Origin of the sequence: Streptomyces sp. KR55 (genome assembly GCF_052245645.1) — a bacterium.
Classification (GTDB): Bacteria; Actinomycetota; Actinomycetes; order Streptomycetales; family Streptomycetaceae; genus Streptomyces; species Streptomyces flavusporus.
The window spans coordinates 1-25,602 of sequence record NZ_JBQQCE010000095.1 but is presented as its reverse complement, the minus strand read 5'-3'; the positions used below and the strand labels follow the sequence as shown (position 1 = coordinate 25,602).

Below are 25,602 nucleotides of genomic sequence, written 5' to 3'. Positions count from 1 at the left end.
CGCAAGATGTCCAACTACCACCTCAAGAGAGCCGAGCACCGGCACTGGCCCCAGCCGACCCGGACAGCCACCGACGCCGTCGTGATCCACACGCCAAGACCACCAGACCCGTAACGCAACGGCATTGACCCTAGGCCCAGGTCCAAGCAGTATCAGCCAGTGGCGCTCTCGCCCGCCGTGATCTCAACTCAGAACAGGCCCCTAGTGCGTACCCCTCAGTGCGTCAGCCTCGGCCCTGTCCGATCGCGGTCTGCACGATCCCGCCACGAGCCGCGATCGCCTTACGCAGCGGATCGATGACGACCTCACCCAGGTCGCGGTCGCCGATCTTCAGCTGAATGACCATCGGCTGGGTGCTGGCCGCTGAGTCTGGGGTGGCCTCGTATCGGCGTCCCGATCCGCCCCCACGCTGCGGGGTGTTGAGGGAGGTAGGAACCTGAGATCCCCCACTCAGGTACGCGGTAGGCGATAAGCCGGATGCCAGGGAGGGGCTGCCCGGCGGGGATGTCCTCGGGGTCCCTGGGGCTGGTGCTGTCGTCCTTCGCGGTGGCTGCGGGCTTGTCAGCCACGGGGACTCTCCTCGTCGGTGTCGTGGATCTGGGGCAGGACCGGGGCGTCGTAGACCTCGCGCAGTACGGCGGAGACGTCGGGGCACGGGATGACGGCCTGCTGGAGTTCGGCCGGGTCCATGGGGTGCAGCCACCCGTTCCGTACGGTCCAGCCGCACGCACGGGTTGGGCTCGGCAGCGGTGGTGGCGACCAGGACGGCGCTGCGTAAGGTGCTGCCTTCCAGTGCGAACACCAGCAGCGTGCGCAGTGCGTCGAAGTCGTCTTCGTCCAGGACGGCCAGGCGTAGCGGGGCGGTGCCGAATGAGAGGTCGGCGTGCGCCCGGACGAACGTGTCGTCGGTGCGCTCGGCCACGAGGTTGATTGTGTGTTCGCCGTCGCCGAATGCCTGGACCAGGGCGGTGAGCGCGGTCAGGGTGCGGCTCATGGCGGCCGCTATGGCGGTGTCGTCGGGGCGGGTGAGCTCCGGGCGTGCGGGCATGCGGGTACTCCTTGCGGACGGGGCGGTGAGCACCGGGGGCCGGCGCACGTGTCGTGTGGCGCGGTGGGGGTCTTCTGGGCGCGCGGTCTGCTCCGCCGACGCGTCGCGCTGCCGCTACGCGGCAGGGCCAGCGGGGGCGCTCCGCGCTCCTGAGGCGGGGTGAGCGCTCCGTGCTCGGGGCTGTTGGGGCCCGCATGCGGGCCGGGCTCGGGGAAGGTTGCCTGCCCGCACGGGGGACTGTGTTCCTGCGGGATGCGTCAGCGCTCCGTGCTGTGAGGGCCCGCGCGGGCCGGATGGGTGGGGGAGGGGCCGACCCGCGCGGGGGCTTTGTCAGCCGTGTGTGGCGGCGGCCGTGAGGGCGGGCAGTGCGAGCGCTTCGAGGGCGGCGGCCTGGTCGGCGTCGGTGAGGGTCTGTGCGGTGGACGTGATGGCCTGCAGGACGCCTCCGGCCGTCATCTGACCGCCTCGGACGAAGTGGGCAAGGATCATGTCCTTGGCCTCGGCTCCGATGCTGAGCGTCTTGGTGACGTGCTCGATGGTCTTCGTCGGCTCTGCCAGCGTCTTACCGGCGGCCGTCTCCACCTGGCGCACCTTGGCCTCGACGTACTCGCGGGACAGGAAGGTGCGGACGGCGTCTGCGGTCTTGGATGTGATCAGTTCCAGCGTCTTGCGCTGTGTCTGCCCGGACCAGGACACGACTCCTTCGTCCTGCTTGCCGCCCAGGTGCACGGCACGCATGATGTCCTTGGTCTCGGTCAGGCCGTTGCGGCAGACCTGGATGACCGCGCGCGGGGTGATGGTGTACGCCCCGGCACCGACCTCGCTGTTGGTGATGACGAACCCTGCGGAGATCACGGGCAGTTCGTCACCGCTGCGGCCGTCGAACGGGGAGCGGTAGCCGCGCAGCAGCTCGGGGGCCTGGATGGCGACTGCTTCGGACTCGACGCGCACGTACATGCGCCGGTCCGTCAGGTCACAGCCGGTCACGCGCGTGGGGTGTCCGGACTGCTGCACCCCGTCCAGGGCGGCCAGCAGCATGTCGAAGTTGTCCATCAGCTTGTAGCTGTCGGACAGCAGCGCGCGGGCCACGCCCTCGGCGGGCGGCATGCCGGGGCAGTTCTCGCCCCGGAACGCGCGCAGCATGAACCGGCGCTGCGGCTCCTGGCGCAGCCATGCGTTCACGTTCTCGTCCAGGAGCGGGACGTTGTCGGTGCGCATGCGGCGCAGGTAGGCGAGCGGGATGCGGAGCTTGTCGGCGATCCCCTCGTCGGCGACGGCGGTGGGCCGGTAGATGCCGTCCACCTCCGTCACGCCGTCCTCGGTGAGAAGGGACTCCACGCCCTCGACGTGCACGTTGCCCTCACGGAACCGCAGTGCGGACGCGGGGGCGATCACGTCCAGCTTGCGCCGGTTCTGGTCCTCCAGGATGCGGACCAGGTCGGCGAGTTCGGCGTTACGGGCACCGGTGGGGGCCACGTTCGTGGCGCGCTCGGCGAACTGCTGAGTCATGCGGTGTTCTCCCCTTCGTGTTGGCTTCTGCGGTTCGGGGGCGGGGCCACCACCCCCGAACACTATCAATAATAGTTTGTTTCAGGGGTGAGTGAACCCACTCCTGACCAGCACACTTAGTAGGTGTTTTTGATCCCTGGCCGTGAGGTGGGTACGGCTGGATGATCTGTGGTGTGGGGGCTGGCGGGACGGCTCGGCGGTACTGCCGGGAGTGTGGTGATCCACTGCCGCAGACGATGGCGGCAGAGGCGGTGTTCTGTTCGGGTCGGTGCAGGTCACGGCGGTGGCGGAGGCTTCAGCGGACCCGGCAACGGGTGGCTGCGATGCAGCGGGGAGAGCATGCGGAGTGCCCGGTGTGTGGGCGGTCGTGGACGGTGGGGGTGGAACGGTCGAGGGCTGCGGTGTACTGCTCGGACCGTTGCCGGGTGCGGGCCTGCCGTCAGCGGCAGGCGTCGCGGAACAGCGTTACGGAAACGCCCTAGCCGAACGCCTCGGGAACACCTCGAACACCCCTCGTTCTGCAGGGCAGTTGAGAGCAAAGCCCGTGCGCTTCGAGCGCCCCCGGTTCACGCCCTGTCCCGGCGTGTCGCGCGCGCGTCACGGTGGACAGCGACCGGGGCCGGCGCCCTTTTAACCGGTCACGTCGTGGTGGCTGGCCGGACCCGGGTGAGGGCGGTGGTCATCATGACCGACGTGAGCGACCGGATCGGGAACGTCACCCGGCAGCGTTACGAACAGCTCGTCACCCAGGCCAAGGAACTGATCGCGCAGATCGCCCGCTCGCAATTTGCCCTGGGTGACATGGCGTTGGAGATCGAGCCGATGAGGGCGGTGGGCGGGTCGATGCCGAATGGCACGGACGACCTGTTCACCGTGACGGAGTCGTTGCAGATGTTCGCGGACGACATCGGCGTCGAACGCCGGACGGTGGAGGACTGGCGTTACACCGCCAACCGGTGGCCGGAAAAGCGCCGCAAGGAGGGCGTGTCGTTCACGGTTCACCGCATCCTCGCGTCGGTCGTGGACGAGGACGAGCGGTGGGCGGCGATCGAGGACGCGCCGTTCAACCCGCGCACCGGAGCAAGGCAGTGGACGCCGGACGGAGCGAAGCGGGTTGTCGGCCAGCGGGTCGACCGGCCGGTCACGGTCGATGAGAAGGTCCAGGCCGTGGCCGACCTGACCCGCGACGATGAGGTCGCCGCCCAGGTTGCCACCGATCTGCTGAAGCGGCCGGCGGTTTCCGAGCACGTCACCCCGGCCGAACGGGTGCGGGTCGTCACGGAGCTGACCAGGGACGACACCGTCGCCCAACAGGTGACCACGGACCTGCTGCGCCGTCCTACCGTGGCCCACAAGACGATGCGCGACGACACCGCCCGGATGCTCGTCAATCGCGCCCAGTTCGACAACTCGCACGAGACACGCGACCGGATCCGGGAGCGCACCCCTGCCGTCCGCAAGATCGAGCACACCATCGAATACCTCGACCTGGTCGGCTCCTGCCACGGCTTCGTGGCCACCCTGGGCCGCCTGGTCCCGCAGCTGCGCGGGCAGGAGTTCACCGAGGACGAGCGCGAGACCGTCCGCCGGCAGATCGGCCGGGTCCGCGCGGCGGCGGACTGGCTCGAAGGCGCCCTCGACAACGGCGAGTTCACCCTGGACGAGCAGCTGGTCCAACTGCTCAAGGGCGAGTAGGCCATGCCGCGACGCCGGGAGGCCCGGCCGCTGGCCGAGCACTACGGCGACCTCGTCCGCGTCGCCTTGATGGAAGCACGCCCTGCGGGCCTGCACATCTACCAGCTCATGGCCGCCACCCGCCTGACCCGCTCGCAGGTCGGCCGCGGCATCCGGCACGTCCGCGACGTCGTCGCCGCCGAGAACCTGACTCCGATCACCTGGACCCGCCGCGACGGGTTCATGTTCTCCGACGATCCCGCGGACTGGATCGAGTACGACAAGCGGCAGTTCCGGCAGATCCTCGGCCGGCTCACCCGGGTGATCACGGGCACGCTCGATCCGCACCTGGCCCGCTACCCCGACGACGAATGGGCCCAGCTCGCCACCGCCCAGCTCACCGGCGTCCGCGCCACCCTCGCCCAGCTCTCCAAATAGCCCCCGTCCACAGCCGATCACCTCTGCCGAGCCCGCCATGCCCGTTGCCTCCCGTCGCCGCCGCTACCCGTCCGACACCTCCGTCGCCGAATGGGCACTCCTGGAACCCCTCCTGCCGGTGCCGGCCTGCCAGACCAAGACCGGCGGGCATCCGGAGAAGTGGCCGCGGCGGGAGATCGTCGACGGCATCCGCTACATCGTCGACAACGGCGCGAAGTGGCGGGCTCTGCCTGCGGATTTCCCCCCGTGGGAGACGGTTTACGGGTTTTTCTGGCGGTGGAACCGGGCCGGAGTCGTCACCTACATCCGTGACCAGCTCCGCCGCCGGATCCGTACCGGCAAGGGCCGCTGCCCGCACCCGGTGACGCTGATCGTGGACTCCCAGTCGGTCAAAGGAGCCTCCACCGTCGGCCGCAACAGCCGCGGCTACGACGCCGCGAAAAAGATCAACGGCCGCAAGCGACATATCACCGTGGACACGCTCGGACTGCCCGTGATGATCACGGTGACGCCCGCCGACATCCAGGACCGCGACGCCGCCCGCGACGTGTTCTGGCGCCTGCGCCTCACCCAGCCGCAGATCACCCAGGTCTGGGCCGACCGCGGCTACGCCGGCGACCTCGTGGACTGGGCCCGCGAACGCCTCTGGCTCACCCTGCGCATCGTCTCCCGGCCCAAGGGCACCAAGGGCTTCGTCGTCCTTCCACGCCGTTGGAAGGTCGAGCGGACGATCGGCTGGTGCATGAACGCCCGCCGCAACGCACGCGACTACGAGCGGCTGCCCCAGCACTCCGAAGCGCACCTGAACTGGGCACTCATCACCATGATGACCCGACGCCTGACCCGAAAGAGCCCCCGCACCGCTTGGGTGAAATAGCCCAGTGCGATGCCCGGCTCCACGTCCTAAACCACCGCGACCAGTGCCAGCGCCTCGTTCAAGTGGTGCTCGGCGATTCCCTGCATGAACTCTCGGTCGGGGAAGTCTCCCTCCAGCAACCGGAGCGGACCCGCCGTCAGCGACAGTCGCTGAGTGAGCGTATAGAGCGCGAGCCGGTCCTCGTCGAGGCCCTCCACCGCCAACCGCCGATAGTGGTCCTCGGGATGGCGGAGCTGAAGGAACACGTGCTCCCACTCGACGTCGAAGTACATCAGATCCTCGATGTCGATCAGAACGGGATTGCCGTCCCGGTCCACCAGCACGTGGTCCAGACCCAACTCGCCATGGACGACCGAGTACTCGGCACGAGGCCGCACCGATGCGGCGAGCTCTTGCAACCGCTCCTCCAGCCGCTCGCGGGCGTCCGCGATCCTCCGGTCGCGCGAAGCCGCCTCGGCGAGGCAGCCCATCGCGAAGTAGAACGCGGCTTTCTCGCACGACACCGCCCGCGACATTCCGCCTGCGTCGATCAGGGCTACCTTGCCGAAAGACGGCGCCCGATAACTCCGCATCGCCGCCAAGGAATCGGAAAGACGCGCCATCGCCGACTCCGCCGCGCGCGGGTCCCGGTTGAACAGGTCCATCAGGTCCTCGCCGGGGAAGTCCTCCACAATCGCGAGGTCAGCCGGGTAGTGAACGCGCTCGCGGTCGACCAGATAGACCTGGGGAACCCGCAGACCGAGCGCGTCCAGCCGCGCGTGGGCGGCCTCGAACAGGTCGAGCCCGACACCAGGTGAGAACGGGTCCGTGAGGTCGCCGTCGCCCTCGGCCGTCGGCCAGTAGTTCTCCGACTCCTCCCACAGATAGGCGATCGCCGTCGCAGCGTCGTCCATCGTCAGGCGGTACACGCCCTTCCTGCTGCCGCCCGCGAGCCGCTCGACCGAATCCAGCCGCCGCCCGCCCCCCAGCGCGGCCCGCGCCGCCCCCGCCAACTGGTCTCGCGTTACTTTCCGGGGTGCCACGTCCACAACCCGCCTCTCAAGTCCGACGACCGGGGCACCCTACGCGAGCCGCTGCTCAATGCCGAACAGTTTGTTCCGGAGCCACAGCCCTCGACCTACCTTCAAAAACACCTACTCAGGTGCGGGGCGAGGAGGGCCACCAGCACGGCGAGCAGCGCGGCCTCCAGCGGCGGAGCCCCGAACCCCGTGACGCTGAACGCACCCCACCGGTGGTCCAGCAGGCCAAGCGCGCCCAGCGGTACTGCCAGGGAGATCGTCCACGCCAGGACGCGCGACCAGGAGCTGCAGCGGACGATCACACCGGCGAGCCTAACAAGGCGGTGCGGGGTGCGGCCTCCGTCCACGGTAGGTCGTCGCGGTCTGCCGAAAGTCGTAACGGGCGGCCGCGGAACCTGTCCTGCGGAAGATCCGCGAGGGTGTGCGAGGCGGTGACACTCGGGGCGAGACGACGGCAACGGGCTGTCACGACAGGGAAGTGTTCACACGCATGGTCAATCTCGACTTCACGGTTTCCGCGGCCATGGTGCTGGTGCCCGCACTGGTCCTCTTCGCCGTCCTGGTTCTGTTGCGTGCCCGCGCCGGCAGCCCCGGCTGGACCGGCAGGCATGCACTGCTGCGGCTGGGCGGCGCTCTCTACGCGGCGGCGGTCCTCCAGCTGACAATCTTCCCGCTGCACGTGGTGTTCGGGACGTACGCCAACCAGACCCCCTGGTACGAGATGGTCCAGTGGGTGCCGCTGATCATCGCGGACTTCAGCTTCGTCCCCAATGTGATCATGATGCTGCCGCTGGGGGCGCTGCTGCCCCTGATGTCCGTCCGCGTGTCCTCCCCGGGACGGGCCGTTCTGGCCGGTGCCGGGATCAGCCTGGCCATCGAGCTGACGCAGATGCTGTCGTACATCCTGTTCAGCAACGGCCGCTCCGTGGACATCAACGACGTCATCGCCAACACCCTCGGCACGGTCCTGGGCTTCCTCGCCCTGCGGTGGGCCGCCCGGGCTCGGTCGCTGGCCGGGCTGGTGCAGGAGCTCGCCCTGCCCTCCGCGCGCCCGGTCGGCATCCCCGCCACCGGACACGGGCACGCCGGGCCGGCGTCCAGAAAGGCGCACCAGCGGGGCCATGACGTCCGCCCCTGACCACGTGCCAGGTGAGAGCCGCACAGCCGGATCCGCATGCGAGCATGTCAGTCGAGCGCATCGGTGATGGCGGCGAGCCACCCGTCCACAGGACCGAGGGTGACCAGGCCGCTGCCCGCACCTGCGAGTTCGCCCGCGGCCGGCAGCAGGCGGGTGTGGAGTCGCTCCAGCGCGACCCGGTCACCGAGTTCCAGTGCGACTGCTGTCTCCAGGCAGCACAGCGCCTCGTACATCAGGTCCGCGGGCGGCTCCGGCAAGGCGCGCAGCATCCCCCGGGCTTCGGCGCGGCGGCCGGTGCGCAGCGGGACGAAGGCCTCGGCCCAAGGGCGGTACGGGCCCCAGTCCGCATCGGCGTCGACGTGTCCGGCTGCTGCCGCTGCCGACGTACCGCCGTCGGCCAGGCGCAGGCACAGCTGGGCGAGGGGCAGCAGGCCGTGCTCGACGCCGGGCATGCCGGCACCGTCCAGCCGTGCGGAGGCCGCCCGGTACGCGGCCTCCGCCTGTGCGGTCTGCCCGGAAGCAGCCAGACGCAGCGCCCGGTACCACTGGGTGAAGACACTCGCCAGTGGCCGTTCGTGGCGCTCGGCCAGACGATCCGCGGCGGCGGCGTGCTCGTCGGCCGCCCGGAAGTCACCGAGCGCGCTGCGCGCCTGCACTTGGATCAGGTGGCCGAGTACTTCGAAGGTCACCAGGCCGTGCCGGACGGCCAGCGCGACCAGCTCCGCACCGAGCGCATCCCGTCTCGGCGCGAGCCCGGCCCGGGTGCAGGACTGCATGAACGTCCCGTTGAGGGCGAACGCCAGCAATGTGGGATCGTCCAGGCGCCGGGCAATCTCCTCCGCCTCGCGTGCGGCCTGCGGGCCGCGTGCGGAGCGGGTGCCGCGCATCTCCAGTGCGACCATGGCCAGCAGGCGGCAGCGCGCCGACTCGTGTGGGCCGCCGCTTGGCAGGGCGGCCAGGGTGCGCTCGGCGGCCGCGACGATCTGCTGCGCCTGCTGCGGATCGTCGTTGCGGGTCCAGATCGCGGGGACGTCGTAGGCGCCGATCACGCGGGCGGTCAGCTCCGGGTCGCCGAGCTCTTCCGCCGCGGTGATGGCCGCCAGGCGGTTCTCCAGGGCCGCTTGCAGCCCGCCGCCTCCGGTGACCGCGAGATTGCGGATGAGTCCGACTGTCGCCTCCAGCCGGGCCCGCGGGCCTGCGGCGACCGTGCGGTCGTAGGCCGCGGCCGCCCGTGTCCACAGCCGGGCCGCCGCCGTCATCGGTTCGTCCGGCAGGTCGAGGCGCGGGTCCTGGGTGAGGATGTCCGTCTCCAGTCGGCGCAGCTCCGGGCCGGGGTCCAGGCCCAGCTCGTCGGCCAGTATGGTGCGGGCCCGGCGCAGTACCGCGAGTGCATCCGCCTGCCGGCCCGTGCGGTAGAGCGCCAGGGCCAGCAGCCGCCAGGCCTCCTCACGCCAGGGATGCTCGGCCAGGTGGGCATCCAGGTCGGGTACCGCCTCGGCGGCCAGCCCCAGAGCCAGCCGGGCCTGCGCCTGCTGCTCCACCGCTTGCAGCCGCAGCTCGGCCAAGCGGGAGCGCTCCCTGCGTGCCCAGTTCTCCTGGACGAACTCCGCGTACGCCGGGCCACGCCACATGTCCAGCGCGGCCTGCAGTTGTTCCAGCGCCCGCGTGGGCGGCAGCTTCGCGGCGGCACCGACGGCCGCCTCGAACCGCCAGGCATCCACGGCATCCGGTGCTGCCCGCAGCGCGTACCCGGGGCCCTCGGTGACCAGCAGACGGGCCGGGGCCCGGGCCGGGCGGTCCGGCTCCAGGACGCGGCGCAGCGCGGCGACGAAGGTTTGTACGGCACCCACGGCGCCCGGCCCGGGCTCTTCCCACAGGTCCTCCACGAGGTGGGCGAGCGGAACCACGCGTCGGCGCGCCGTGATCAGCCGAGCGAGCACTGCCCGGTGCCGCGGCCCCTTCAGCCCGAGAACGCCACCGGCCGCATCCCACGCGACCACTGGCCCGAGCACACCGAAGGTGATCCGCTCCATCCCCGCCTCCCGACCTTGCCCTGCCCGCCTGCCACGGTACGCGCTGATCGGATGCTGATTCGCGCGCGGCAAACTCGATCGTGTCCGCCGACCGCGGACCCTCGAACACCCGACGAAAGCAGCACACCGTGGCAGCACCGACCATCCCCGGCTTCGACTACCAGCGCGTCCAGGTCGCCGACGGCATAGCCCTCAACGCCGCCGTCGGCGGCTCGGGCAGCCCGATCGTGCTCCTGCACGGCTTCCCTCAGACCCACCTTATGTGGCGGCACGTCGCCGCCGACCTCGCGGCGGACCACACGGTCATCTGCCCCGACCTGCGCGGCTACGGCGCGAGCGACAAGCCCGCCGAGACCGGCCCGGACGTGTACTCCAAGCGAACCATGGCCGCCGACATCGTCGCCCTGGCCCGCGCGCTCGGCCACGAGCGGTTCGCACTGGCGGGCCACGACCGCGGCGCCCTGGTTGCCTTCCGCGCCGGACTCGACCATCCCGCCGCCATCACCCACCTGGCCTGCCTCGACGTTCTTCCGACCCTCGACATGTGGCAGGTGATGCGCGGAACGAAAGCCGCCATCGGGTTCCACCTCTACCTGATGGCCCAGCCCCCGGGCCTGCCCGAGCAGATGATCGCGGCCGCACCGGACGCTTTCTTCGGTCATTTCCTCGACATCTGGACCCGCGACCCCGAGGCCATTCCCGCTGACATCCGCGCCGCTTACCTGGATGCCTGCCGCGACGCGGTGCCCTCGATCGTGGCCGACTACCGCGCCTCCGCCGAGATCGACGTCGACCACGACCAGGCCGACAGGAACTCCGGCAGCCAACTGGAGATGCCGGTCACCGTGCTCCAGCAGGACTGGGGCGCCGCCCTCGGCTTCGACGCCCGGGCACTCTGGTCCGCCTGGGCACCGAAGCTGGCCCACACGACCGTCAGCTGCGGTCACTTCATGGCCGAAGAAGCCCCCGAGCAGATCGCCTCGGAGCTCCGCAAGCTCGTGGTCCGCTGAGCACGCCGCACTGACGGCGCCCGGAGCGACTTACCCGCAGCTTCTGACGGCAGATGGAGGGAGTTTTCAGGTCCTGCAGCGGCAACCCGACCCATGACAGCATCACGCATTCAAGATCATCAGTCCGGTCTCCGACTTCCTCACCGCATTACAGGTTTACCGTCTCATGGCACGCAGCGACTACGGCAGTACGCTTTCTGTTGAAACCGTGTCGAAGATGGGCAAAGCGGTGGGACAGCGGTCAAATGATGACGAGCGCAGGAGACACCACTCGTAGACCCCGGATACCCCCTGTGCGGCGGGGGAACCCGACGATGTCGTTGGGCCTCCCGACTCATCTTGTCGGACGCGAGGCCGAACTGGCGGTGCTGCGAGACGCCATCGCACAGCTGCGAACCGGCGCCGGCGGCGTGGTCCTGGTCGAGGGTGAACCCGGCATCGGCAAGTCGTCACTGGTCGCCGCGGCGGCCGCAGCCGGCCAGGAGTCCGGCTGCACGGTGCTGCACGGCACCGCGGATCAGGCAGCGCACCCGTTGCCGCTGCGATTGCTGTGCGACTGCCTGGAGATCACGCAGCGCGCGAACGATGCCCGCCGCGCCGAGATGCTGCGCTTCGCGCGCGCCGAGCGGCCCGACCTCCTCGTGAGCAGCGCCGTGCACGCCGCGATGATCGAGATGCTCCTCACCCTGGTCGAGGAGGACTGCGCGACCGTGCCGACGATGATGGTGCTCGACGACGTACAGTGGGCCGACGACGCGTCGCTGGACGTGTGCCGACGCCTGGCATCGACCGCCGCGCACCTGCCGTTGTTGTTGGTCCTGTCCTTCCGACCGGTGCCCCGCGGATCCGGGATGCGGCAGCTGCGCGCCACGCTGCGCGGCCACGCCACGACAACGATCTCGTTGGGGCCCCTCGGCCCGGACGCGATCCGCGATCTGCTGTCCGATGTCGCCGGTGCGCCGCCGGCTCCCGCGCTGGTCGAGCTTGCCGCCCAGGCCAGCGGCAATCCCCTGTATGTGCGGGAGCTGGTCGAGTCCCTGGTGCGTGAAGGCGGCGTGACGGTCGGCGAGCGTGCCGATTTGCGGGAGACCTCGCTGGGCACCGTCCGGAGGTCGCTGGCTGCGGCGCTGGACAGTCGGCTGAGCTTCGTGCGGGCCGACGCGCTCGACATGCTGCGGGTGGCCGCGCTGCTCGGCCGGGAGTTCGCGGTCGGGGAGGTGGCAGCGGTCCTGGGCCGGTCCACCATCGACATCTCCGATGATCTCCAGGAGGCGGTCGCAGCCGGGATCCTCGTCGATGCCGGTCAGCGGATGGCGTTCCGGCATCCGCTGATCCGCCAGGCGTTGTACGACGGCATGCCGACGGCGCTGCGCGTTGCGCTGCACCAGGACGCTGCCCGGGCGCTGGACGGTATCGGCGGTGTCGAGCCCCAACGGGTGGCGCAGCAACTGCTGGAGTCGGGCCGCGTCGGCGACCGCTGGGCCCGGCGCTGGCTCGCCCGTACCGCGCCGGTGCTGGCGGTCAGGGCCCCGCGCCTCGCGGCCGAGCTGCTGGACCGGGAACTGGAACACGGGGTCGCGGACCAGCGTGACCGTGCCGCGTTGAGCGCGGCTCTTGCCCAGATCCTGGTCGGCGCGGGCGAGCACGAGAAGGCCGCGGGCCGTGCCCGGCAGGCCCTGGCAGTGTCGGGAGAGCCGGCCGACCGCGGGCGGATGTACTGGGTGCTGGCCCGCGCGCTGTTCAGCGGCGGTGACAACGACGCGGCGGTCGCAACGCTGGATCAGGCATTGGAGGAAGATCTGCCCGACGCCTGGCGCGCCCGGTTGCTCGGCTCGTTGGCGATGTTCCAGCGGGCCGGATCGGGCGCGCTGGAAGCCGCGGACGCCACCGCGCGCCGCGCACTGGAGATCGGCGAGAGTGCTGGAGACACGTTCGCCATCGCGTACGCGCTCACCGATCTGTGGCTCACCCATTCCGTACAGCGGCAACACCTGTCCGCGCTCGACTGCGTGGACCGGGCCCTGGAGACACTGAACGCCACCGACGACCACGTGGACCTGCGGTGCTATGCACTGCATGCCCGGATCTTCACCCTGCAGAACCTGAGCCGGTGGTCGGACGCCGAGGCAGCCCTTCGGGAGGCGCGGCAGTTCCTGCTCGACGACGACCGGACCGATGACGCCAGGTTCAGCGTCACCGCCGCAGTCCTCACCTACTGGCTGGGCCAGTGGGACGACACGCTGGCGGAGCTCGAATCGGTCGACCAGAGCGTCTCCGCGATGACCTACCGGGGTCTGCGCGAGCGCGGCCCCATGTGGCTGTGGCACGGCTTGGCCGCCCTCATCGCCGTCCGCCGGGACGATCGCGCCGCGGCCGAGGGGCACCTGCGGGCCGGGCTGCGTCAGCCACCGGTCACGCTCGCCGATCGGGAGAACACCGACTTCCTGCTGTTCGCGCGGGCGCTCTCCGCCGAGCAGAAGGGGGACCCGCACCTGGCCCTCTCGCACCTCGGCGGTCTCCTCACCCGGGAGCCGGGCGAGATGACGCTGATCCACCAGTGGCTGCCCACGGTTGTCCGCCTGGCACTCGCCGTGGACGACGACTCCGCCGCCGCGGCCGCGCTGGCTGCCTGCCGGGCCGAGGCAGCCACCGAGCAGGTCCCGGCCCGGGCCACGGCCGCCGCCGACTGGTGCACAGGACTCTACGAGCGCGATCCGGCGCCGCTGCGGTCGGCGATGGAGCACTACCGGGCCGTCGGCGTGCCGGTGGAGCTGGCGGGAACGTTGGAGGACCTGGCCGTCGTCCTCGTCGAACACGGGAACACGGGCGAGTCCAAGCGCCTGATCGGCGAAGCGCTCGACCTCTACGGCGGATTCGGCGCGGTCTGGGACATCCGCCGTGCCGAGGCGCGGCTGCGCCGGTACGGAATCCGCAGCGGCGTGCGCGGCGCCCGGACCAAGCGGCCCGCGCATGGCTGGGACGCCCTGACCCCGACCGAGCACAAGATCGCCCTCCTGGTCGCGGCCGGCAGCTCCACCTCCGACATCGCACAGAGCATGTTCCTCACCCGGCGCACCACACAGACGCACATCTCCCACATCCTCGCCAAGCTCGGCTTGCGCAGCCGCGTGGAGATCGCCCGGGAGGCCTTCAACCGCGACCCCGCAGCCATTCCCACCGGTCTCTGACACCAACCGCTGTCAGGTCGCGGCGACCAGGCGTCGGCGCCGGTGAGCATCTGACGTTGGTGGTGGTCCGGGCGGCGTGGGATGACCCGTGGACACGGATCAGCGCACCTTCCTGATGGGGATGACGGCCAGGGCGCCGACCACACAAACCGCGGCGGCGACGCCGAGCAGCAGGTGGTATTCGCGGCCGCCCGCGGTGTTGACCAGCAGCGCGCCGATGGCTGGAGCGATGGACTGCGGTGCGGCATTGGCGATGTTGAACACGCCCAGGTCCTTGGCCGAGTCCTCCGGATCGGGCAGGACGTCGAGGACGAGGGCGAGGTCCACGCCCGCGTAGACGCCGAAGCCGAGGCCGAGGACTGCTTCGGCGGCGTAGAAGCCGGCTGCGGAGTGAGTCGTGATCAACATGGCCGTGCCGATGCCGAAGACGAGCGCCGAGAACCCGACGAAGACCTTGCGGCGCCGCAAGCGGTCGGACAGCCATCCGGCCAGCTGGCCGGCAGCCATCAGGACCACGGTGTAGACCAGCACGCCGGTGGCCATGACGGACACCGCCCGGTCGTCCGACAGACCCAGCTGGTCCTGGAGGAACAGCAGTCGGAAGGTGGTGAACATGAACATCGCCAGGATCACCATGAAGCGGGAGACGAAGGCCCAGGCGAAGTCCGGGTGCTTGCGGGGGTTCACCCAGAACGTCCTGAGCACCGTACGAAGGCCGCCTCCGGACGGCGGACGCTGCGGCAGCGGCTTGTCGGGCAGGACGATCACGTACAGCACGACCAGGACGAGCCCGACCGCTGCCGGAACCATGAACAGCAGGAGCATGTCCGTGCCGAGGACCCTCGCCGCGTAGGCGGCGCCGAGGATGGCCAGGTTCTGCATGACGCCGATCAGGCCGGCGACCTTGCCCCGCTGGAAGACCGGTATCTGGTCGGCGACCGACGCGGTGAACGCGGCCAGGGCGGCGTTGGCGAACATCTGGCTCAGGAACCAGGCAACGGCGACGACTGCCAGACTCTGCGCGGTGGCGATGACGGCGAGGCCGACGGTCAGTCCCAGGGCGCCGATCACCAGCCATGGCCGGCGCCGGCCGAACCGGCCTTTCGTCCGGTCGCTGATCCGGCCGAAGACCGGGTTGGCGAGGAACGCGGCCAGTGCGCCGAGGCTGCTGACCAGGCCGAGCGCGGAGACCTCGTCGTCTTTGGGGACGATGTCCTGCACCTTGATGGCCAGGCTGGAGAAGACCGGGGTGAGCAGGGCCAGGAAGAGTCCCAGTTGCGCCAGGGCCATCGTGGTGACGACCCAGGAGCGGGCGGTGCGCTCTGGCGGGGGGCGTTGCTCCGTGTACGGAGGAGCGGGGTCGGGGCGGGGAGGGGTGGTGGTCATGCGACCGCCTTCGTGCTGGGAGACGCGAACGGGGATGCGGCGAGAGGCGTCTCGAAAAAGCGCTGACACAGGTACTCACACGTGGTATGGACACGTGTGAGTAGGGGCAAAGGTAAGCGCGGGCCGGTGCGTAGGCAAGGGACGGACGGGGGCTTCTTGATGAGGAGCGGCACACGCGGGGGAGGGTGACGAGCGCCGGAGTCGCCCGTGAGGCCGGAGTCTCCCGTACCGCCTCTCAGCAGCCATTCGCGCCCACCTGTGACGCCGACCGCTGTCATTTGACAGATGTCTCGCGGCCTCGGGCACCGGAAACTCAGGCGTGCCGACCACCCGATGTGCAGGCGTTGGTCGGCCACACCGACGTAACCGGAGCCAGCCATGCCCCACGTCCGGATCAGCACAGACAAACGTGCTGATATCGCTACATACGTCCACGCTTACGGCCAGGGCCAACCGTGTCCTGCCCCTCCACGCGACCGCGTACGGGCCCGTGCTGATGAAGGAAGCCCGCCTGATCCCTGTTGAGGCAGCCCGTACAACATCGCCTGAACAACACCGAAAAGGCCAACGAGACGCTGCTCGCCTTCCTCAGCAAGCGAGCGACCGAGGTCGGAAGTGGGTCAGCCAGGCAGCCGATCCTCCCGATACAAACGGCGACGGTGGGGTCGTCCGGGACGATCCGGTCGGCCGTCGCGCACCGCGCAGCCCCATCGCGATATGGGCGACCAGCGGACAGGGCGGCCTCGTGCGCATCACCCCGCAGTCGGTCAGGCGGTGACTCCGCAGATGCGGAGTACGTGCCCGCACCGGTGCAGGTGGCAATGACCGCAGACACTGCATGGCAGAAAGGTTTCACCGGAGTCACCATGACCGTCATCGTTTCCACAGAACAGGTACCGCCACACGACCGGCACGCCTTCTTCGCCGACGCCGTGATGCAGACACACTTCCGCCACGACATGACCTTTCTCGAAGGGCCGGGACCGTTTTCGGCCTCCATCACCACCGACCAGCTCGGTCCTCTGCGAATAAACAGGGTGCTGTCCGGTCCGGCTCATGTCAGCCGCACCCGCCGCCTGCTCTCGCATGATCCCGAGGAATACGTGACCGTCGGCCTGCATCGCCGTGGAGCACCGAGGATGCTCGCACAGGACGGCAGGGAGACCGGCGCAATGCGACCGGGCGATATGGTCATCCTGACCTCGTACGGCCCGTATGCATCGGTGTATACGGATCCGGTCGAGATCGTGTCGGTCATGCTGCCGCGGCCTGCCCTGCTCGTGCCGGATTCCGATCTGCACGGCCTCACCGGAGGGATCATCCCTGGTGACGAGGGACTGGGTCGGCTCCTGTCGCCGTTCCTGTCGCGCCTCGCCGACACCGCCGCATCGCACACCGCGGAGGTCGGCGAACAGCTCGCACGCAACGTGACCGACCTGCTGGCCACGCTGTGTGCAGAACGACTCGGTCACGACAGGATCGACGCCGAGACCGCCCAGCGCGCCCTGCTTCTGCGGATCCGGTTCTTCATCAACCGCAACCTGGCCCATCCCGGCCTGTCGCCCGAGTCGATCGCCCGGGCGCACGGCATCTCCACGCGCTATCTGCACAAGCTCTTCGAAGGCGAAGGCATGACCGTGAGCCGGTGGGTCCTGCGGCGCAGGCTCGAGGAGTGCCGCCGCGAGCTGGACCCCCGTGGCCCCCGCACCCCCACGGTGAGCTCGGTCGCACGGCGCTGGGGTTTCACCGACCTGGCCCACTTCAGTCGGGCGTTCCGCGCGGCCTACGGGATGTCGCCGCGCGAGTGGCAGGAACGCAGCAGCCTGCCTGCCCCGGGGTGGCCGCTGCCTGACCTGCCGGAGCAAGGAACTGCAACGTAGAGACGGGCACATGCGCCGTCTGTGAGCCAGCACAGGGCGAACCATGGATGTCTTGACCAGTGTGCCCGGCAACGGCGCGACGACCCGCCACCTCGCCTATGTGGAGATCTTCACGGTGGACGGCGAGGCGGACCAGCCGGTCGGCGGGCCGAGCCTGACGGCGGGTGGCCGGGAGAAACACCTGGCCATCGCCCTTCAGTGCGGCGGGCCGGGGACGCTCACCCAGGACGGAAGGGAAGCGGTCCTGCGGGCGGGAGACTTCACGGTCTTCGAGCCCGCCCGTCCATGCCGGTTGCGGTCCGAAGGACAAACCGTGTGCTTTGTCGTCCCGCGCCATGCCTTGGGGCTGAACAGCGCCGAACTGAGACGGATCACCTGGACGACCGTCCGCGGAGACCAGGGGCTGGGCGCGCTGGTCTCGTGCTTCCTTTCCGGGCTCGCCACTCAAGCGGCGGACTGCGGACCCGAGGTGGGCGAGCGGCTCGCGGGCCACGCCATGAACCTCCTCGCGAGTCTCTTCGCCGGGCAGCTCGGCCATGACGGGGACGGGAGCGCCGAACCCGATGCTTCCCATGCGCTGCTCCTGCGGATCAAAACGTTCATCGAAGAGCACCTCGCCGACCCTGACCTGACACCGGGGGCGATCGCGAGCGCCCACCAGATCTCCGTGCGCTACCTGCACAAACTGTTCCAAGGCGAAGCCACGACCGTGAGCCGCTGGATCAAGCAGCGTCGCCTGGAGAAATGCCGCGAGGAACTCCACCGCGGCGGGCGATCCGCTCCCAGCGTGTCGGCGATCGCACAGCGTTGGGGATTCCCCCATCCCGCCCATTTCACCCGGGCGTTCCGGGCCGCCTATGGCATGTCCCCGAGCCAATGGCAGGCGGCGCACGCTGCCGCCCCTGCTCGCTGAGGGGGCGGAAAAGAGCCACGCCAGCAGGGCATACAGCTCCCGGCGACGTGCTGGGGGCATGACGGGCCCCCGCCGGCTCCCGCCTCGACCGGCCGCGCACCTGCGCGGCGGCCTCTGGGTAAACAGCAGCTGTGAGCTGTGCCGCCCCGGATCGGCGTGACCTCGGAGGCGTGCCGGATCACCGACCGCGACGTCGTCCGGAACCTGAACCCACTGAGCGTGCCGACGAGTTCTGCTCTGCCGCGTGCTTGTCCAGCAGCAGGTGCAGCCGGTGGAACGTCGCGCCCCCCATGATCCAGTGGTCGTCCTGTAAAAGACGCCGGCAGGAGTACATGCGCCGACCGTCTCGCGGCCGGGGACGGACGGCTGGTCCGCGGAGCAGAACCGCTCAACGGCGGGTGACGGTCGGCGACACCTGCCGTTCGCTGAAGAACAAGCAGCGGTGCGCTCGCCATCAATCACCGCCCAGGCAGAGGTCTTAGCGTGACGATCAACGCACACCGGGGGATCTGCGCATGATCCGTGTCATGTCGCCGCAAGGGCCGGTGTACCAACCCAACCCCAGGAGATTGACATGTCCGATGCCGTCGAGCCGGTTCAGCCGGTCCTGGAGCCCGCTGCAGCTGCCTTCGCGGAGGCGACCGCCAATCCGCCGTACCTGTTCGATCTCGGTCCGGTTGAGGGCCGCAAGGCGGTCGACGAGGTGCAGTCCGGCGAGATCGACAAGCCCGCGATCGACGAGGAGTGGGTCACCGTCCCGGGCGGGCCGACGGGCAGTGTCCGGGCGCGCATCGTCAGGCCCGCCGGCGTCGAGGGGACGCTGCCGGTGATCCTCTACATCCACGGTGCGGGCTGGGTGTTCGGCAACGCCCACACGCACGACCGCCTGGTGCGCGAACTCGCCGTCGGCGCGAACGCCGCGGTCGTTTTTCCCGAGTACGACCTCTCCCCCGAGGCCCGTTACCCGGTCGCCATCGAGCAGAACTACGCGGTCGCGCAGTGGGTCGTGCAGCAGGGCGCGTCCAAGGGACTGGACGGTTCCCGCCTGGCCGTAGCCGGAGACTCCGTCGGCGGCAACATGACCGCCGCGCTGACCCTGATGGCCAAGGAACGCGGTGATGTCCCGCTGGTGCAGCAGATGCTGTTCTATCCGGTCACCGACGCGAGCTTCGACACCGGCTCCTACCACCAGTTCGCCACGGGGTACTTCCTGCGCCGCGACGCCATGCAGTGGTTCTGGGACCAGTACACGACGGACGAGGCCGAGCGCGCCCAGATCACCGCGTCCCCGCTGCGCGCCACCACCGAGCAGCTCACCGGACTGCCGCCGGCCCTGGTCATCACCGGCGAGGCCGACGTGCTGCGCGACGAGGGCGAGGCATACGCCAATAAGCTGCGCGAGGCCGGCGTCCCGGTCACCGCCGTCCGCTTCCAGGGCATCATCCACGACTTCGTCATGCTCAACGCCCTGCGCGAGACCCACGCCGCCGAGGCCGCCATCACGATGGCCGCCGGTGCCCTGCACACCGCCCTTCACACCGCTTGACTCGGAGCGCGCCGCGTTAACTGGGCGCGACTCACGGCCAGATGAGCGATGCGTCGGGGGCGTGTCCCCCAGAGGGCGGTGGTACCGCAGGAAGCATGCCGTGCAAGAAACCGCACCAGAAAGTCGAGCTCATGACGGAGAACCAACCCGCCCCCCGCGCCCCAGGGCCGAAGCCGAACGAGATAGCCCCCCTGTCACTGCGGATCTTCCGGATCGTTTGGGACTCCTACAGGATTCCGCTCCGGGTGGAGTTCCGTTTCGACCGCGGTGATCCCCTCGTCGTCTCGGTCACCTTCCACCCGGAAGGTGGGCCTCCCATCACCTGGCGGATCGGCCGTGACCTTCTCCACGACGGCCTGCTGGCGCCGACGGGGATCGGGGACGTGCGGGTCTGGCCGAGGATCAGCAGAGGTCGGCCGATGCTGCGCCTGCGCCTGGAGCGCTGCGGCATGCGGGTGCTATTCGAACTGGACCTGCACCGGGTGGAGGACTGGCTTTTCGAGACATACGACCTGGTCCCGCCCGGCGAGGAACTCACCGGTCTCGACTGGGACGGACTGGTGGCCGACCCGCTCGAGGACCACTGACCACAACGTCGACGGCCCTTCGCGCTCGCCTCGCCAAGGCGACAGGACAACAAGGGTCGGCCGGAGCCAGCCACAAGAGACGCTCTGGCGGCGAAGGTGCTCAGTCGGTCCCCATCAGTCCAGCAGAATGCTGCGCAGGTTGGGGACGAGATGCCGGACGAGCTGTTCGTCCGACATCTCGGCCAGCGGTCCGCTCCTGAAGACGTACCGGGAGAACGTCACCCCGATGAGATAGGCGCCCACAGACGCCACACGCTCCTCCAGTTCTGGACCCGGAATCACCTGCCGGTACATCTCCAGACTGTCCTGCTGCATCGCGGTGAACAACCGTTTGGCGGTCTCCTCCTCCGAGGCCACCGCACGCAGCATGGCCACGAAGGGGTCGCTGCCTCCGCTCTCGGTCATGCGCCGGACGTAGGACCGGGCGATGCGCGTCGGCAAGGTCTTGGGGTCGCCGGCCACTTCCGCCATGAGCGTGCGGGGGCTGGGAACCGCGGCGAGGAACAGCTGTTCTTTGGATGTGAAGTGCCGCAGGACCAGGCCGTGGGTCACTCCGGCCCGGCGTGCGACGTCGCGGACGGTCGTCTTGGTGTAGCCGCGCTCGGCGAAGGCGGCCCGGGCGGCTTCGAGGATCGCGGCCCTGCTTGCTTCCGGGTCCCGCCTGCGCTTCTTGGCCGGAGTGGCGTCCTGGTCGGCGAGGTTCGTGGGTGGCGTGTCCATCTCGTAAGTGTACACAAGGTTACTAACGTGCTGACCCATTGGTCATTAGGCGCGAGAGCCAAGGGCGCCTAGTTGCACGAATTCACCCCATTTACTCCGAGCTGGTGAAACTTTTTAAGTGACCACCTGGACATTAGGACCCCGAGGGGCTACCTTCACTAATGACCAAGCGGTCACCAGCGAGTCGTCTCGCTCGGTCTGCTCGGCGGCCGAACCGTCGCTGCCGTTCACCACAAGAGAAAGAAGGCCAGTCATGGCACCTGAGCCCCTCACCCCGGCCAACACCACCGTCGTCCTCGTCGACTACGCCGTCGGTTTCGCGAACCTGCTGCGCTCCCATGACCTGGCGGAGCACATCAACAACGTCGTGGGCCTGGCGAAGACGGCGAAGTGGTACGAGAGCGGCCTGGTGGTGACCAACGGCCAGTCCAGCAAGCCGTCCGGCCCGCTGTACCCGGAGCTGCTGGAGGCCATCGGTGACCAGCCGGTCATCGAGCGCGCGGTCGACTTCAACTCCTTCCTGGACGAGTCGTTCGCCGAGGCGGTCCGGGCGGAGGGCCGGAAGAACCTGGTGATCGGCGGCATCGCCACCGACGGGTGCGTGCTGCAGACCGTGCTGGGCGGCCTGCGCGAGGGCTACCGCGTGCACGTGGCGGTCGACGCCTCCGCCAGCCCCTCGCTCGAGGCCCACAACGCGGCGGTGCAGCGCATGGTCCAGGCCGGCGTCGTCCCGGTGACCTGGTTCTCCCTGGCCGCCGAGTTCCAGCTCGACCCCAAGTTCCACGACGCCCCGCACCGCATGCGCCTGATGCAGGAGAACGTCCCGGCCATGGCCATGAGCGCCCTCTCCTTCGGCAACGCCGTCGAACTGGGCAAGCGCGCCGCCACGGCCGCCTGAGGCTGTCGACGCGAGCACCCGCGAGTACCGGCCAGTCACCGCACCCATCCATACCCACCCCATAGCGGGTCTCGGCCCGCCACGCAGAGAGGAGAGCGCCTCATGAGCGACATACAGGAGGACCGGCTGCTGTCCGGGCGGACCGTTCTGGTGGCGGGCGCGACCGGTGGCATCGGCGAGGGAATGACCCTCGCGCTGCTTCGCCAGGGAGCCACCGTCGTGGCCACCGGTCGCAGCGAGGAACGACTGGCCGGTCTCGCCGACTACGCAAAGGAAGCCGGGCCCGGCACCCTGATCACCCGGACGGTCAATGTCGGCGATGCCAACAGCGAGAAGGTGCGCGCACAGCTGTCGCCCTACGGCGCGCTCGACGGCGCCGTCGTCTCGATCGGCGACTGGGGCAGCCCGGAGCGCACCGGCATCCTCGACATCTCCGACCGTGAGTGGGAGGAAATGATCGCCTCCAACCTGACGAGCCTTTTCCACGCGCTGCGTGCGCTCACCCCCCTGCTGTCCCGAGAGGGAGCGCTGGTGCACCTGAGCGGTTTCAGCGCGGACATCCCCTATCCGTTCGCCGCCCTCGTGGGAGCCACCAACGCGGCGAAGAAGTCGCTGGTGCGCTCACTGGACGCGGAACTGAACGGTGCGGGCCCCCGCGTGTACGAGCTCATCATCGGCCCCATCCGTACCCGTCCACGGGCCGCGATCGGCGCGGACAACCCCGGCTGGTTCAGCGCCGAGGACCTCGGCAGGCACGCGGGCCGGCTCATCGCCCGCAGCGGCCCGTACGCCGACGCCTCGCTGCAGTACCTGATCACCCGCGCCCATGGCGTGCGGACCACGCCACCCCAGTAGGACCCCCGCCCCAGTACAAGGACACGTGCGGATCCCCGTCCCCGTACGGAGACCGCGGAGGCATCCATGCACACCATCGACAGCTCACCGCCGGCCTCTCGGCTGCCCCTCCCCGACAGTCTCGCCGCGGTCGCGATCCGGCCGGGCGACAGCGACTACGACACCGTGCGGCACACCTACACCCGCACCGGATCACCGGCCGCCGTGATACGCGTCCGCGATCACGAGGACATCGCAGCCGCCCTGGCCCACGCCCGCACCGCACAGCTTCCCCTGACCGTGCGCAGCGGCGGCCACGGCATCAGCGGCCGCTCCACCAACGACGGCGGCATCGTCCTCGACCTCTCCGAACTGAGCGCCGTGCAGGTGCTCGACGCCCGATCCGGGCTGGTACGCGTGGAAGCGGGAGCACGCTGGGGAGACGTCGCCGCCCAGCTCGCGCCCCACGGTCTGGCCCTGTCCTCCGGAGACACCGGGGACGTCGGAGTCGGTGGGCTGGCCACCACCGGCGGTATCGGCCTCATGTCCCGCCTGCACGGCCTGACCATCGACCACATGCGCGCCGCCGAACTCGTCCTGGCGGACGGCTCCCTCGTGCGGACCGACGCCGAACACGACCCGGATCTGTTCTGGGCGGTACGCGGCGCGGGAGCCAACTTCGGGGTCGCGACGGCGTTCGAGTTCCAGGCGAAGCCGGTGGGCGACGTGATCGCCGCGGTCACCACGTTCGACGCCGGGGACACAGCCGCGTTCCTGACCCGGTGGGGGGCCGCCGTGGAGGCGGCACCCCGAACGGTCACCAGCTTCCTGACTCTCATGGCGGGCCCCGGTGGACAGCCCGTCGCCCAGGCGATGACCGTGCACGCGGGGGCGGACACCGAGACGGCGCGCGAGGCGCTCGCACCCGTGCTGTCCGCCGGACCCGTGCTGCGGAACCAGGCCTTCGTCACTCCGTACCACCAGCTGCTGCCAGCCACGCACGCAGCGCAGTACGCGCAGCAGCCGCTCACGGTGTCGCGCTCCGGGCTGCTGGAGCACCTCACCGAGCCCGCCGCCGCGGCCATCGCGTCGGTACTGGTGACCGGAAGGGCGCCCATGGTGCAGCTGCGGTCCGTCGGCGGAGCGGTCAACGACACGCCCTCGACCGCGACGGCCTACGCGCACCGCACGCAGAACTTCTCGCTGATGGCCGCCACCGTGCCGGCGGGACGCAGGAACCTGGACCGGCACTGGGAACGGCTTCACCCGCACCTGAAGGGGCTCTACCTGAGCTTCGAAACGGGCACCGGACGACAGCAGTTGCAGGACGCCTTCCCCGGGGCGGTGCTGGACCGGCTCGTGCTCCTCAAGTCGCGCTACGACCCCGACCACGTCTTCGACAACAACTTCGCCCTGCCGTCGGCAGACCTTCCCGGTTGACCCGGCCCACGGCAGCCCCGGGAGCGACACGTCGACACGGACCGTGCCCCGGTCAATGCACCCACCACCCGTACTCCGGCGGAGAGGCCCGACAACCATGCCCAGCACACACCTCACCGAGTTCCAGTCCATCCCCACCTCGGGCGCCCGGGGCGTGGAGCCCTTCGACCTGGACGGCCTGCATCTGCTCGCCATTCCCCAGCTCGCCTACGACGTGCCAGGCACCCCGGTGGACATGAACGGGGGAGACAGTGACACCGATCTGCTGCTGTTCAAGCGTGGCGAGCAGGGGTACGAGCCGTTCCAGCGCGTGTCGTTGCCGGGCGGTGAGGACGCGGAGTTCTTCCGCATCGGCGACCGCGCCTTCCTCGCAGTGGCCAGCATCCGCACCGGTAAGGGCCCTTATCAGTTCGCCGCCACGTCACGTGTCCTGGAATGGGACGGCAGCTCCTTCGTCGAGTTCCAGTCCTTCGACAGCTTCGCCGCCAAGCAGTGGAAGCACTTCACGATCGAGGACCGTCACTTCCTTGCCCTGGCCCAGGGAGTCATCGTCCCCGGACAGGAGGACGACAACCTGCCCTCCCGGATATTCGTCTGGGACGGTGAACGCTTCGTCCACTTCCAGGACATCGACTCCCGGTGGGCGTACAACTGGCATGCCTTCGCAGTCGACGGTCACTACTTCCTGGCGCACGCGGAGCACGTCGGTCCGTCGGTGCTCTACCGCTTTGACGGTGAGAAGTTCCAGCCCCACCAGGAGCTGGCCGACCGGCACGGCCGCGCGTTCGTGCACTTCACCGTTGACGGCGACTTCTTCCTGCTGGTGGCCCGGCTGCAGAGCGAGTCGCAGCTGCTGCGCTGGGACGGCTCGCGCTTCGTCGTCCATCAGACGCTGCCCGGGCAGGGAGCGCGCGAATTCGCCGTCGTGCCGAGCCCGGACGGGACGCTGTACGTCGTGCGGGTGAACTTCGTCCTGGGCACTCCGGCAGACCCGACCACCGACCTCGACTCCGAGATCTACCAGTGGCGCGACGGGCAGCTGGTGCGCACGGAGACCTTTCCCACCACGGGCGCCACCGACGTCGCCGTCATCCACGACGACGAGGAAGGGCTGCTGATCGCGGTCTCCCACAGCCTCACCGCCGACGTGCGCTTCGCCGCCCGCACCGTGCTCTACCGCTTCACCCTCTAAAACCCCGTCCCACTGATCCTCAGCTCCACAAGAAGGAACTTCCATGGCCGTCAATGAAAGCCCTGAGCTCGTCGATCTGTTCACCACCTACACGGCCGGCCCCACCAGCATCGGCTCCCACCTCACCCGTACCGCCGCCGCCGACACGGCCGACGCACCGCTGATCGTCGCCACCGGTACCGACTTCGCGCTCTACCCCGGCGGTGGCAAGCCCCCCACGGTCGAGGGCTTCCGCTTCTCCACCAAGGGCTTCAAGGAACTCGCCGGCGTCT

The 25,602-nt window shown here is 69.6% G+C and carries 22 protein-coding genes and 1 pseudogene; 15 read left to right on the top strand and 8 right to left on the bottom strand.

Annotated features, from left to right (window positions below):
- Window positions 1-223: 223 nt before the first annotated feature.
- From ACTWQJ_RS16465 to ACTWQJ_RS16455, 3 genes are all read right to left on the bottom strand, one after another.
- A complete protein-coding gene (locus tag ACTWQJ_RS16465; protein ID WP_443307379.1) occupies window positions 224-346 on the bottom strand; it encodes a hypothetical protein in 123 nt (40 codons plus the stop codon).
- 215 nt (window positions 347-561) lie between these two features.
- Window positions 562-690, bottom strand: coding sequence for a hypothetical protein (locus tag ACTWQJ_RS16460; protein ID WP_443307378.1), 129 nt, complete (start codon window positions 688-690; stop codon window positions 562-564).
- A gap of 688 nt (window positions 691-1,378) precedes the next feature.
- Window positions 1,379-2,557, bottom strand: coding sequence for a DUF932 domain-containing protein (locus tag ACTWQJ_RS16455; protein WP_443307377.1), 1,179 nt, complete (start codon window positions 2,555-2,557; stop codon window positions 1,379-1,381).
- A 684-nt stretch (window positions 2,558-3,241) separates the two neighbouring features.
- Here ACTWQJ_RS16455 and ACTWQJ_RS16450 point away from each other — a divergent pair.
- Genes ACTWQJ_RS16450 through ACTWQJ_RS16440 form a run of 3 tightly spaced genes read left to right on the top strand, consistent with a single transcriptional unit; the run spans window position 3,242 to window position 5,546 of the window.
- The gene (locus ACTWQJ_RS16450; protein WP_443307376.1) at window positions 3,242-4,252 is read left to right on the top strand and encodes a DUF6192 family protein; all 1,011 of its coding nucleotides are present in this window, start codon (window positions 3,242-3,244) and stop codon (window positions 4,250-4,252) included.
- A 3-nt stretch (window positions 4,253-4,255) separates the two neighbouring features.
- Window positions 4,256-4,669, top strand: a complete 414-nt coding sequence (locus ACTWQJ_RS16445) for a hypothetical protein (protein ID WP_443307375.1) — start codon at window positions 4,256-4,258, stop codon at window positions 4,667-4,669.
- Window positions 4,670-4,706: 37 nt separating this feature from the next.
- The gene (locus ACTWQJ_RS16440; RefSeq protein ID WP_443307374.1) at window positions 4,707-5,546 is read left to right on the top strand and encodes an IS5 family transposase; all 840 of its coding nucleotides are present in this window, start codon (window positions 4,707-4,709) and stop codon (window positions 5,544-5,546) included.
- A gap of 26 nt (window positions 5,547-5,572) precedes the next feature.
- On the opposite strand, the gene ACTWQJ_RS16435 is transcribed toward ACTWQJ_RS16440, so the two are convergent.
- Entirely contained in the window at window positions 5,573-6,574 is a 1,002-nt protein-coding gene (locus tag ACTWQJ_RS16435) for a phosphotransferase family protein (protein ID WP_443307373.1), read from the bottom strand.
- A gap of 95 nt (window positions 6,575-6,669) precedes the next feature.
- Window positions 6,670-6,867, bottom strand: a complete 198-nt coding sequence (locus ACTWQJ_RS16430) for a hypothetical protein (RefSeq protein ID WP_443307372.1) — start codon at window positions 6,865-6,867, stop codon at window positions 6,670-6,672.
- A 188-nt stretch (window positions 6,868-7,055) separates the two neighbouring features.
- Here ACTWQJ_RS16430 and ACTWQJ_RS16425 point away from each other — a divergent pair, with 188 nt between their 5' ends.
- Window positions 7,056-7,703 (top strand): VanZ family protein, encoded by a 648-nt coding sequence (locus ACTWQJ_RS16425; RefSeq protein WP_443307371.1) that lies wholly within the window; start codon window positions 7,056-7,058, stop codon window positions 7,701-7,703.
- Between the two features lie 47 nt (window positions 7,704-7,750).
- Here ACTWQJ_RS16425 and ACTWQJ_RS16420 read toward each other — a convergent pair whose 3' ends face one another.
- The gene (locus ACTWQJ_RS16420; protein WP_443307370.1) at window positions 7,751-9,736 is read right to left on the bottom strand and encodes a BTAD domain-containing putative transcriptional regulator; all 1,986 of its coding nucleotides are present in this window, start codon (window positions 9,734-9,736) and stop codon (window positions 7,751-7,753) included.
- Between the two features lie 128 nt (window positions 9,737-9,864).
- Here ACTWQJ_RS16420 and ACTWQJ_RS16415 point away from each other — a divergent pair, with 128 nt between their 5' ends.
- Window positions 9,865-10,746, top strand: a complete 882-nt coding sequence (locus ACTWQJ_RS16415) for an alpha/beta fold hydrolase (protein WP_443307369.1) — start codon at window positions 9,865-9,867, stop codon at window positions 10,744-10,746.
- Window positions 10,747-11,060: 314 nt separating this feature from the next.
- Window positions 11,061-13,934, top strand: a complete 2,874-nt coding sequence (locus tag ACTWQJ_RS16410; protein WP_443307368.1) for a helix-turn-helix transcriptional regulator — start codon at window positions 11,061-11,063, stop codon at window positions 13,932-13,934.
- Window positions 13,935-14,033: 99 nt separating this feature from the next.
- On the opposite strand, the gene ACTWQJ_RS16405 is transcribed toward ACTWQJ_RS16410, so the two are convergent.
- Window positions 14,034-15,320 carry an MFS transporter gene (locus ACTWQJ_RS16405; RefSeq protein WP_443307367.1) on the bottom strand — a complete coding sequence of 429 codons (1,287 nt, stop codon included), beginning with the start codon at window positions 15,318-15,320 and terminating at the stop codon, window positions 14,034-14,036.
- 797 nt (window positions 15,321-16,117) lie between these two features.
- On the opposite strand from ACTWQJ_RS16405, the gene ACTWQJ_RS16400 reads away from it, so the two are divergent.
- From ACTWQJ_RS16400 to ACTWQJ_RS16385, 4 genes are all read left to right on the top strand, one after another.
- Complete coding sequence (locus ACTWQJ_RS16400; RefSeq protein ID WP_443307366.1) at window positions 16,118-17,200, top strand: helix-turn-helix domain-containing protein; 1,083 nt, start codon at window positions 16,118-16,120, stop codon at window positions 17,198-17,200.
- A 61-nt stretch (window positions 17,201-17,261) separates the two neighbouring features.
- A complete protein-coding gene (locus ACTWQJ_RS16395) occupies window positions 17,262-18,113 on the top strand; it encodes a helix-turn-helix domain-containing protein (protein ID WP_443307380.1) in 852 nt (283 codons plus the stop codon).
- Window positions 18,114-18,687: 574 nt separating this feature from the next.
- Complete coding sequence (locus ACTWQJ_RS16390; protein ID WP_443307365.1) at window positions 18,688-19,659, top strand: alpha/beta hydrolase; 972 nt, start codon at window positions 18,688-18,690, stop codon at window positions 19,657-19,659.
- A gap of 131 nt (window positions 19,660-19,790) precedes the next feature.
- On the top strand, window positions 19,791-20,246 hold the full coding sequence (locus tag ACTWQJ_RS16385; protein ID WP_443307364.1) for an SsgA family sporulation/cell division regulator: 456 nt from the start codon (window positions 19,791-19,793) through the stop codon (window positions 20,244-20,246).
- A gap of 114 nt (window positions 20,247-20,360) precedes the next feature.
- On the opposite strand, the gene ACTWQJ_RS16380 is transcribed toward ACTWQJ_RS16385, so the two are convergent.
- Window positions 20,361-20,966, bottom strand: a complete 606-nt coding sequence (locus ACTWQJ_RS16380; protein WP_218516036.1) for a TetR/AcrR family transcriptional regulator — start codon at window positions 20,964-20,966, stop codon at window positions 20,361-20,363.
- A 253-nt stretch (window positions 20,967-21,219) separates the two neighbouring features.
- Between ACTWQJ_RS16380 and ACTWQJ_RS16375 the strand changes: the two genes are divergently transcribed.
- The 5 genes and pseudogenes from ACTWQJ_RS16375 to ACTWQJ_RS16355 form a co-directional block, all read left to right on the top strand.
- Complete coding sequence (locus tag ACTWQJ_RS16375; protein ID WP_443307363.1) at window positions 21,220-21,864, top strand: isochorismatase family protein; 645 nt, start codon at window positions 21,220-21,222, stop codon at window positions 21,862-21,864.
- A gap of 102 nt (window positions 21,865-21,966) precedes the next feature.
- On the top strand, window positions 21,967-22,719 hold the full coding sequence (locus ACTWQJ_RS16370) for an SDR family NAD(P)-dependent oxidoreductase (protein WP_443307362.1): 753 nt from the start codon (window positions 21,967-21,969) through the stop codon (window positions 22,717-22,719).
- Window positions 22,720-22,785: 66 nt separating this feature from the next.
- The gene (locus tag ACTWQJ_RS16365; RefSeq protein WP_443307361.1) at window positions 22,786-24,138 is read left to right on the top strand and encodes an FAD-binding oxidoreductase; all 1,353 of its coding nucleotides are present in this window, start codon (window positions 22,786-22,788) and stop codon (window positions 24,136-24,138) included.
- 97 nt (window positions 24,139-24,235) lie between these two features.
- Complete coding sequence (locus ACTWQJ_RS16360; RefSeq protein ID WP_443307360.1) at window positions 24,236-25,330, top strand: hypothetical protein; 1,095 nt, start codon at window positions 24,236-24,238, stop codon at window positions 25,328-25,330.
- A 43-nt stretch (window positions 25,331-25,373) separates the two neighbouring features.
- Window positions 25,374-25,602 (top strand): annotated as a pseudogene (locus ACTWQJ_RS16355) (DUF5624 domain-containing protein); the annotation flags it as partial.

What these genes read in the sequence shown, in the direction of transcription:
- ACTWQJ_RS16465 (WP_443307379.1), bottom strand. Translation starts at nt 346, where the DNA reads ATGGTCATTCAGCTGAAGATCGGCGACCGCGACCTGGGTGAGGTCGTC.
- ACTWQJ_RS16460 (WP_443307378.1), bottom strand. Translation starts at nt 690, where the DNA reads ATGGACCCGGCCGAACTCCAGCAGGCCGTCATCCCGTGCCCCGACGTC.
- ACTWQJ_RS16455 (WP_443307377.1), bottom strand. Translation starts at nt 2,557, where the DNA reads ATGACTCAGCAGTTCGCCGAGCGCGCCACGAACGTGGCCCCCACCGGT.
- ACTWQJ_RS16450 (WP_443307376.1), top strand. Translation starts at nt 3,242, where the DNA reads ATGACCGACGTGAGCGACCGGATCGGGAACGTCACCCGGCAGCGTTAC.
- ACTWQJ_RS16445 (WP_443307375.1), top strand. Translation starts at nt 4,256, where the DNA reads ATGCCGCGACGCCGGGAGGCCCGGCCGCTGGCCGAGCACTACGGCGAC.
- ACTWQJ_RS16440 (WP_443307374.1), top strand. Translation starts at nt 4,707, where the DNA reads ATGCCCGTTGCCTCCCGTCGCCGCCGCTACCCGTCCGACACCTCCGTC.
- ACTWQJ_RS16425 (WP_443307371.1), top strand. Translation starts at nt 7,056, where the DNA reads ATGGTCAATCTCGACTTCACGGTTTCCGCGGCCATGGTGCTGGTGCCC.
- ACTWQJ_RS16420 (WP_443307370.1), bottom strand. Translation starts at nt 9,736, where the DNA reads ATGGAGCGGATCACCTTCGGTGTGCTCGGGCCAGTGGTCGCGTGGGAT.
- ACTWQJ_RS16410 (WP_443307368.1), top strand. Translation starts at nt 11,061, where the DNA reads ATGTCGTTGGGCCTCCCGACTCATCTTGTCGGACGCGAGGCCGAACTG.
- ACTWQJ_RS16405 (WP_443307367.1), bottom strand. Translation starts at nt 15,320, where the DNA reads ATGACCACCACCCCTCCCCGCCCCGACCCCGCTCCTCCGTACACGGAG.
- ACTWQJ_RS16390 (WP_443307365.1), top strand. Translation starts at nt 18,688, where the DNA reads ATGTCCGATGCCGTCGAGCCGGTTCAGCCGGTCCTGGAGCCCGCTGCA.
- ACTWQJ_RS16385 (WP_443307364.1), top strand. Translation starts at nt 19,791, where the DNA reads ATGACGGAGAACCAACCCGCCCCCCGCGCCCCAGGGCCGAAGCCGAAC.
- ACTWQJ_RS16380 (WP_218516036.1), bottom strand. Translation starts at nt 20,966, where the DNA reads ATGGACACGCCACCCACGAACCTCGCCGACCAGGACGCCACTCCGGCC.
- ACTWQJ_RS16375 (WP_443307363.1), top strand. Translation starts at nt 21,220, where the DNA reads ATGGCACCTGAGCCCCTCACCCCGGCCAACACCACCGTCGTCCTCGTC.
- ACTWQJ_RS16370 (WP_443307362.1), top strand. Translation starts at nt 21,967, where the DNA reads ATGAGCGACATACAGGAGGACCGGCTGCTGTCCGGGCGGACCGTTCTG.
- ACTWQJ_RS16365 (WP_443307361.1), top strand. Translation starts at nt 22,786, where the DNA reads ATGCACACCATCGACAGCTCACCGCCGGCCTCTCGGCTGCCCCTCCCC.
- ACTWQJ_RS16360 (WP_443307360.1), top strand. Translation starts at nt 24,236, where the DNA reads ATGCCCAGCACACACCTCACCGAGTTCCAGTCCATCCCCACCTCGGGC.